This window comes from Planococcus sp. CP5-4_YE (genome assembly GCF_019042655.1).
Classification (GTDB): domain Bacteria; phylum Bacillota; class Bacilli; order Bacillales_A; family Planococcaceae; genus Planococcus.
This window is the reverse complement of the sequence record NZ_JAHPZO010000043.1, coordinates 1-1,317: the sequence shown is the minus strand read 5'-3', so window position 1 is coordinate 1,317 and position 1,317 is coordinate 1. Positions and strand designations below refer to the sequence as shown.

At 47.8% G+C, this 1,317-nt stretch carries 1 protein-coding gene and 2 pseudogenes; 2 read left to right on the top strand and 1 reads right to left on the bottom strand.

The annotated features are described in order from the left end of the window. Positions 1–53 precede the first annotated feature (53 nt). Positions 54–194 (bottom strand): annotated as a pseudogene (locus KTG14_RS17770) (winged helix-turn-helix domain-containing protein); the annotation flags it as partial. Position 195: 1 nt separating this feature from the next. On the opposite strand from KTG14_RS17770, the pseudogene KTG14_RS17915 reads away from it, so the two are divergent. Together KTG14_RS17915 and KTG14_RS17760 are read left to right on the top strand one after the other, a co-directional pair. Continuing rightward, positions 196–417 (top strand): annotated as a pseudogene (locus tag KTG14_RS17915) (winged helix-turn-helix domain-containing protein); the annotation flags it as partial. A gap of 203 nt (positions 418–620) precedes the next feature. Then, on the top strand, positions 621–1,103 hold the full coding sequence (locus KTG14_RS17760) for a sensor histidine kinase (protein ID WP_216972112.1): 483 nt from the start codon (positions 621–623) through the stop codon (positions 1,101–1,103). The last annotated feature ends 214 nt before the right edge of the window (positions 1,104–1,317 follow it).

Below are 1,317 nucleotides of genomic sequence, written 5' to 3'. Positions count from 1 at the left end.
AGCAGTAGATGAGGCATACCGCAGCAACCGCAATCGCAGCGACTGACCAAAGATCATTTTTCCATTTTGTAGCCAATGCCCCACACCACCTTCACATATCTCGGATTTTTCGGATCTGCCTCGATCTTTTCCCGGATTTTACGGATATGTACAGCGACGATATTCTCTGCATTATATGCCGGCTCCCGCCATACGCTTGAAATAGATGGGTTGAGGCTAGATTCAGAGTCGAAAACGGTGACGATAGACGGTGAGGAAATCCGCATGACACCGACGGAATTCAATATAACTGAATTATTGATGCAGCATCCGGGCCGTGTCTTTTCCATCGGCGAAATCTACGAGCGCGTATGGCGGGAGCCGGCATATAATGCAGAGAATATCGTCGCTGTACATATCCGTAAAATCATAACGAAAAGATTGTGTGTTCGTATACGCCTTGCCGAAATAACCCGATCCTTTTTCCATGACGGTCCATAAGCATAAGAGCAATAAGGAAAGGCCGGCAAGCCACATCCATTTCTTCATATTATGTATCTCCCTTTGTTAAGTGGCGGAGTGTCGCAAGCAAATCTTCCGGCGACTTGATGACAAAGTCCAAAATAAAAGAAGAGCAGTAGATGAGGCATACCGCAGCAACCGCAATCGCAGCGACTGACCAAAGATCATTTTTCCATTTTGTAGCCAATGCCCCACACCACCTTCACATACTCGACCGGAAATCAGAGCGCTTGAAAGTACTTATCGAAGATTTATTCGAAGTCTCGAAAATGGCTAGCGGAAACGTAGAACTCTCAAAGCAGCACTTGGATATGAAGCAACTGGTCACACAAGCCTTGGCAGAGCATGAGGAAGCGGTGCAGGAAGCAGAACTTGACGTCCGCATTACAGCGCCGGACCATCCTGTGTATGCTTCGGTCGACGGCCAGAAGTGGTGGCGCCTTCTCGACAACTTGATCTTGAACGCCACCAAGTATTCATTACCGGGAAGCCGTGTCTATATTGCGCTGGCAGAACAAGCCGATGAACTGGCCATAACGATTAAAAATATCACGCGCTTGAAACGTTCGAGCAATTCCTCCGTATTGTCGCCCAGTTCGTAGCGCGTGATATTTTTAATCGTTATGGCCAGTTCATCGGCTTGTTCTGCCAGCGCAATATAGACACGGCTTCCCGGTAATGAATACTTGGTGGCGGAATTGAAAGTGAAAGGCAAGTCACCTCTTAGTAGACATGCCTAACATTTGAATGTGTTGCGTGAAGGTTACAAGGCATCGGTCTCTGAACGGGCAAAAAGCGAGCGCCTGAAAACCGAGC

Excerpts from the sequence above, each read along its gene's own strand:
- KTG14_RS17760 (WP_216972112.1), top strand. The coding sequence starts at position 621 with ATGAGGCATACCGCAGCAACCGCAATCGCAGCGACTGACCAAAGATCA.